The organism is Streptomyces sp. NPDC060198, assembly GCF_042728415.1.
Lineage (GTDB): Bacteria > Actinomycetota > Actinomycetes > Streptomycetales > Streptomycetaceae > Streptomyces.
Map to the genome: position 1 here is coordinate 1 of NZ_JBHWZJ010000414.1, position 5,702 is coordinate 5,702.

A 5,702-nucleotide genomic window follows, 5' to 3' on the forward strand; every position below is an offset into this window, starting at 1 on the left:
GAGGCGGGGGTGGGGCGGAGCCGGCTGCGGCGCCGCCCGCGAGCGCCGCGCCCGCCCACGCGGTGGCGGGCGCGGCCGGGCGGGGGCCCGCCGCGTCGTAGCCGGAGAAGAGACCGGCCAGCCCCGCCGGAGGCTCACGCCATCCGGCCGGTGCGGGGGCGGGCTGACTGCGCCCGATCCGGACGGAGCGGAGTTTCGGGAGATCGGTCCGGCGCCGCAGGTCGGCGGTGGCCAGGGCGATGCGTACGCCGGTCCAGTCCTCGCCCGTCCGCTGGGCGACGGACGCGCGCAGCACCAGACGCCCGCCTCCGTCGCCCTGGCGGTACGCGAGGCGGTAGGCCGGTACCCAGACCGCGCCGGGCACGCCGTACTCCAGCTCCAACTCCGACTCACCGGCGCCGTCGAGGGTCAGAACGGCGCCGACCGAGGTCTCCACGTGCGCGGCGGGGGCATCGGTGGAGGCGCGCGCGAGCCGGTCGGAGGCCACCTTCCAGTCGTGTTCGGCCGTGCGCAGGGCCTCCTCCAGCCCGGCGAGGCGGTGGTGCAGCTCCGTCAGGCGCCCGTCGACGAATTCGGCCAGCTCCAGCCACGCGTCGACCGGGGTACGGCGGTGCGGGTCGTCGCGCTTGCGTGGCGGCGGTACCGGGCGGAGCGCCCCTGCCTCCTCGATCCGGCTCAGCACCCGGTCCCGGCGTCCCTGCACCGCCGCGTACGCGTCCTTCAGTCGTTCGACCTCGTCCCGCAGGCCCTCGGGGGCTTCCGCGTCGAGCGGTGCGGCCTCCGCCTCCACCCTGGCCTCGGTGACGCGGAGCCCCGGGGTGCCCAGGACGCGGACCCGCAGCGAGCCCGGGTCGAGGGTGAGGGGCAGCCCCGTCACCCGTACCCGGCCGTCGGGCGGCACGGTGCCCCGGGCCAGGCGGCGACAGACCGCGCCCTGTGCGTACACCACGACCGAGTCGAGGGTCGATTCCCAGCTCTGCGCCGGTCCAGCCGTCATGTGTTCCGCACCCCCGCCGTGTTCATGCCGAGCGCAGCTTACGCCGGGGCGGTCCCGGCGTAAGCGGTTGGTCGGAAAGGAGGTTGGCCGCAGGGGCGTGGGACGAGGACGTCCAGGATGCTGCGGTTCGTCGTCGTGCGGTGGCGCGTCGTGCGGTGGGTGGATCCGGTGGTGGGGTTGTGCGGCCGGAACGGGCGGTGAGGACGAGCCCTGTCCCCCGCCGGCCGTCTGCGGAAAGTCCTTCGCCGGGAATCGGGCGAAGGACCTTCGCCGGGAAGAGGCCCCCTTCCCGGCCCCTTTCTGACCTATTTCGCCGACTGGAAAGGCGGCCGATTCCTGTCGCCCTGGCACGAGAGCTGACGGATCGTCCGTATCGGCTGCGGAAGAAGTGGCGCCGACACGATCGTGGCCCCGCGGGCGGTCGCCGGAAAACGTGCCGCAGGGCTGCCTCGGGTGTGGGGCGGAGGCGTGAGCCTCACGAAGGGAGAGCTCCGGGGCTGTGGGTGTGCGCCGGAAACCCGTATTCGCTTCAGCGGGTTCGAGCACTGCACGCACTGCACGCACTGCACGCACTGCACGCACTGCACGCACCGCCCCTCGCCTTCCGTCCGGCAGTGGTCATGACCTGGTCCGGCGCTCTCTGATTCGCACGCTGAATACCTGTCCGTCCGCAGCGGCAGGATTGGAAGGAATGCGCTGGTGATTAACTTCCCGTTTCCTTCGGATTCGCTTCCCGTATCCCTGGTGAAATTCCGGGCGTGAGACTTTCGGATCGACAAATGACGCACCGTCGGGAGTACTTCCTATTTGCCGCACAAAGCTTCTTGTCATATGCACAAAGTGTTGTTCTCATGTCCCCGGCGCGTACGGGGGTGCGCGAAGTGTGCTGACGAGGGGGGTTTGGTGCGTACGCGTTCGAGGAGAGATGGATGGGCGAGGGGCCCGCTGGTGGTGCTGGCGGCTGCCGCGCTCCTGCTGGCTCCAATGCCCGCGACGGCATGGGCGGTCCCGCGTACCGGGACGGTGGCCCAGGACGTCGCTCCTGCGAGTGAGGCGGCGCAGGCTTCGGCAAAAGCGGAGAAGTCCGGCGAACGGGTCGAGGTGGTGGGGGAGCGGTCGCAGGACGCGACGGTGTACGCGAACCCCGACGGCTCCACGTTCACGCTGGAGCAGTCGACGGTACCGGTCCGGGTGGCGACGCCCGGTGGGGGCTGGCGGACACCGGACGCGACGCTGGTTCGCGCGGCGGACGGAACGGTCGCCCCGAAAGCGGCTGCCGTGTCGATGGAGTTCTCCGGCGGCGGTACGGGCGATCCGCTGGTGCGGATCGAGAAGGACGGCACGTCCCTGGCGCTCGGGTGGCCCGGGGCGCTGCCCGAACCGGAGCTGGACGGGGCGAGCGCCCTGTACCGGAACGTCCTGGACGGCGTGGACCTGAAGCTCACCGCGTCCACCGAGGGATTCCGCCATGTGCTGGTCGTCAAGACGCCGGAGGCCGCCGCACGGCCTGAGCTCGAACGGATCGACTACTCTCTGCGAGCCTCTGGACTGAGCGTCACCCGGAACAGCGGTGGCGGGTACGACGCCGTCGACGCCGACGGCAACTGGGTGTTCCGCGCGCCGAGGGCGCAGATGTGGGACTCCGCAGGTCCGGACGCGACCGCTCCCGCACCGGACGGGGCGCTGGGGTCGTCCGTCGACGCGCAGAGTCCGGCCCGGTCCGCCGTGTCCAGGGCGGACTACGCCCAGGAGACCGCGGCCGACGCCGGTGGTGACGAGGCGGGCGTGGAACCCGAGGCGGGTGACACGACGAAGCCGATGGCCGTCTCGGTCGGCCGGGACGTGCTGACGGTCACCCCTGACGCCGGGATGCTGACGAACACGGCGGCGGAGGACTTCCCGCTGTACATCGATCCCACCGTGACCTGGGGCGAGGCGGAGCGGACGCTGCTGCGCTCGGACGGCTACGAGTCCTACGGCTGGGGCAACGGGAGCGACAACCTGGGCCAGGGTGTCGGCAAGTGCGGCACCTGGGGCGTCTATTACTGCGGCCCCGGATACACGCAGCGGCTGTACTTCGAGTTCGCTCCGGACAGTCTGAAGGGCAAGCGCGTCCTCGACGCCACCTTCCGGGCGACCGAGCCGTGGGCGTTCCAGTGCGACCCGCGCTGGGTGCAGCTGTACCGGATGGGCAACATCTCCTCCTCCACCACGTGGGCGTCCCGCCCGACCGCCATCGATCTGATGGGTGACCGGAACGTGTCGGCGGGACGCGGCTCCTCCTGCGATCCGGACACCCCGGCCGCGCCCATCGAGTTCAACGACGACCCGAGCGAGACCTACGAGAACCTCACCCCGACGGTGCGCAACTTCGCCGAGGGAAAGTTCTCCCGGCTGACGCTGATGCTCAAGGCCAAGGACGAGACCGACGCCTCGGCCTGGAAGCGCTTCCGCAACGACGCGGTCCTCGCCGTCACCTACGTGGGCCTGCCGGCCGTGCCGACCAACCCGGCCGTCGCTTCCACGTGCGAGACCACGGAGGCGGACCCGAGCTGGATCTCCGACCCGACGCCCAGGTTCAGCGCACAGGTGCAGGCGGCGGCCGGAGGCGAGAGCGGAGCGAGTCTGCGGGCGCACTTCTACGTGCAGCAGAAGACCTCCGCCGGGTGGACGACCGTCGCGACCGAACCCGTCAGGCCGTCGAGCGGTTTCGTGGCGGACAACGCCACGGTCGCCGTGGACTCGCCGATCGCACTCGCGCAGAACTCGCCCTACCGGATGGCGGTGTTCACCCGCTCCTACTACAACAGCGGGGCGAACCAGATCGAGAGCCACAGCACGGTGACGACCAAGGGCTGGTGCTACTTCACGATCGACTCGACCCGGCCCAAGGCGCCTGCCGTCAGTACGCCCTCGGGAGCGGTGTACACGGTGTGCCCGGAGGACGGTGACGGCTGCGGGGGCGCGACCGGTGGGCCCGGCGTTGCGGGTCAGTTCATCTTCACCAGGAACTCCGCGGACTCCAATGTCGTGGCGTACGAGTACAGACTCGCGACCGACAAGACGTGGACGAAGGTCTCGGCGACGACCTCGGTCACCCGGAGCGTCAAGCCCGCCCTGTCCGGCGTGCAGGTCCTCTACGTACGCGCCGTGGACAGCGTGGGCACCGGTCAGTCGGGAGAGACCACCGCGGTCCGGTTCAACGTCGCCGAGGGCGAAGGACCCGCCGGGCTGTGGCACTTCGACGACGGTGCCGCCGGCTCCACGGTGACGGTCGCGGCGGACAAGGGAACCGCGCCGGGGAGCCGGCACGATCTCACTCTCCACGAGGCCGGAGCGGGCTGGTCGTCGCTCGCCCGCCGAGGAGCCGGCGACAGGTCGCTGTGGCTCAACGACAACACCAACGCCACGCAGCAGACCGGCTGGGCGGCGACGACGGGCCCCGTGGTGAACTCGCAGTCCTCGTTCACCGTTTCGGCCTGGGCCTACCCCACGGACGACAAAGCCTTCCGGACGGTGCTCTCCCAGACGGGCAGCGACGACCGGGGCTTCTCGCTCTACTACTCGCCCGGAATCGGCCGCTGGGTGTTCCTCATGCACTGGTACGTCGGCGGGCAGCGCCAGTACATCGGCGCGGACGCCGACCTGTCGCCCGGCATCACCCTGAAGGCGTGGACCCATCTGGCGGGTGTCTACGACGGTGAAGCGCACACGATCAGCATCTTCGTGAACGGCCAGAGGCAGGGTGCTCCCGTCGCGGTCCCGCAGGCGGGATGGCCCACCGCGGTCGACGGCGGCTTCCAGATCGGCCGGGCCGGCGCCGGCGGCGCCACGTTCAACAACTACTGGAAGGGCCGTGTCGACGAGGTCGCGGCCTACCAGACGGCGCTGCCGGACGCCGAGGTCGCCAAGGTGGCCAAGCTCCTGGGCGCGGACGGGAGTTCGCGCTCCACCGCTCTCGTCGCCGCCTGGCAGCCCAAGGGCAGTACCGGCACCGCGGCCCTCGCGGACACGACCAGCCTGTACGGCCGCAGCCTGCAGCTCAACGGCGGGGCGACCGTCACGGACGACGCGATCGTGCTGGACGGGGACGACGACTCGGTCACCGCCGCGGGTCCTGTCGTGGACGACCGGGAGTCCTTCACCGTGACCACGGAGGTCGAGCCGGACCTGGCCGTCCTGAACTCCAAGGGGGACGGCTACGCGGTCCAGGTCCTCGGACAGCGGAGCGCGGACGGCTCGGCCTGGGGTCTGTGGTACCAGCGGTCCGGCGTCGAGACGTACATGGACGAGGAGACCGGGGAGCAGCTCGAGCGTCCCACCTGGTTCTGGCGCTTCGGCCGTCTCAACAGCGACGGGACGTTCACCGCGGTCGCCTCCGACGAGGCGGCGTCCGACGGAGCGGTCCGCCTGACCGGCGTGTACGACGCCCAGGAAGGGACGATCCGGCTGTACCTCGCCTCCACGCAGAACGGCGAGGACACCGCGTACACCGCGGTGATCGGGTCCGACGAGCTGGCCGGGGGCAAGGGCTACGTCGACGGCACCTGGGGCCACTACCTGGCCGGCCGGATCACGGACATCCGCGTCTGGGCAGGTGCGGCGGCCGACAGCTACCAGGTCGGCGACCTCGTCGGCGTCGCTCAGGACGAGAGCGACGACGTGACCGAATGAGCCGGCGTGTGGCCGGTCCCGGATACGGGAC

At 71.1% G+C, this 5,702-nt stretch carries 2 protein-coding genes; one reads left to right on the forward strand and one right to left on the reverse strand.

Translation table 11 applies throughout. The features are described from left to right. A partial coding sequence (locus tag ACFWEP_RS30570; RefSeq protein WP_387374928.1) for a DUF4139 domain-containing protein occupies window positions 1–997 on the reverse strand: 997 nt, incomplete at its 3' end. A gap of 984 nt (window positions 998–1,981) precedes the next feature. Between ACFWEP_RS30570 and ACFWEP_RS30575 the strand changes: the two genes are divergently transcribed. Further along, the gene (locus tag ACFWEP_RS30575; RefSeq protein ID WP_387374930.1) at window positions 1,982–5,671 is read left to right on the forward strand and encodes a LamG domain-containing protein; all 3,690 of its coding nucleotides are present in this window, start codon (window positions 1,982–1,984) and stop codon (window positions 5,669–5,671) included. Window positions 5,672–5,702 lie beyond the last annotated feature (31 nt).

Excerpts from the sequence above, each read along its gene's own strand:
- ACFWEP_RS30575 (WP_387374930.1), top strand. The coding sequence starts at position 1,982 with ATGCCCGCGACGGCATGGGCGGTCCCGCGTACCGGGACGGTGGCCCAG.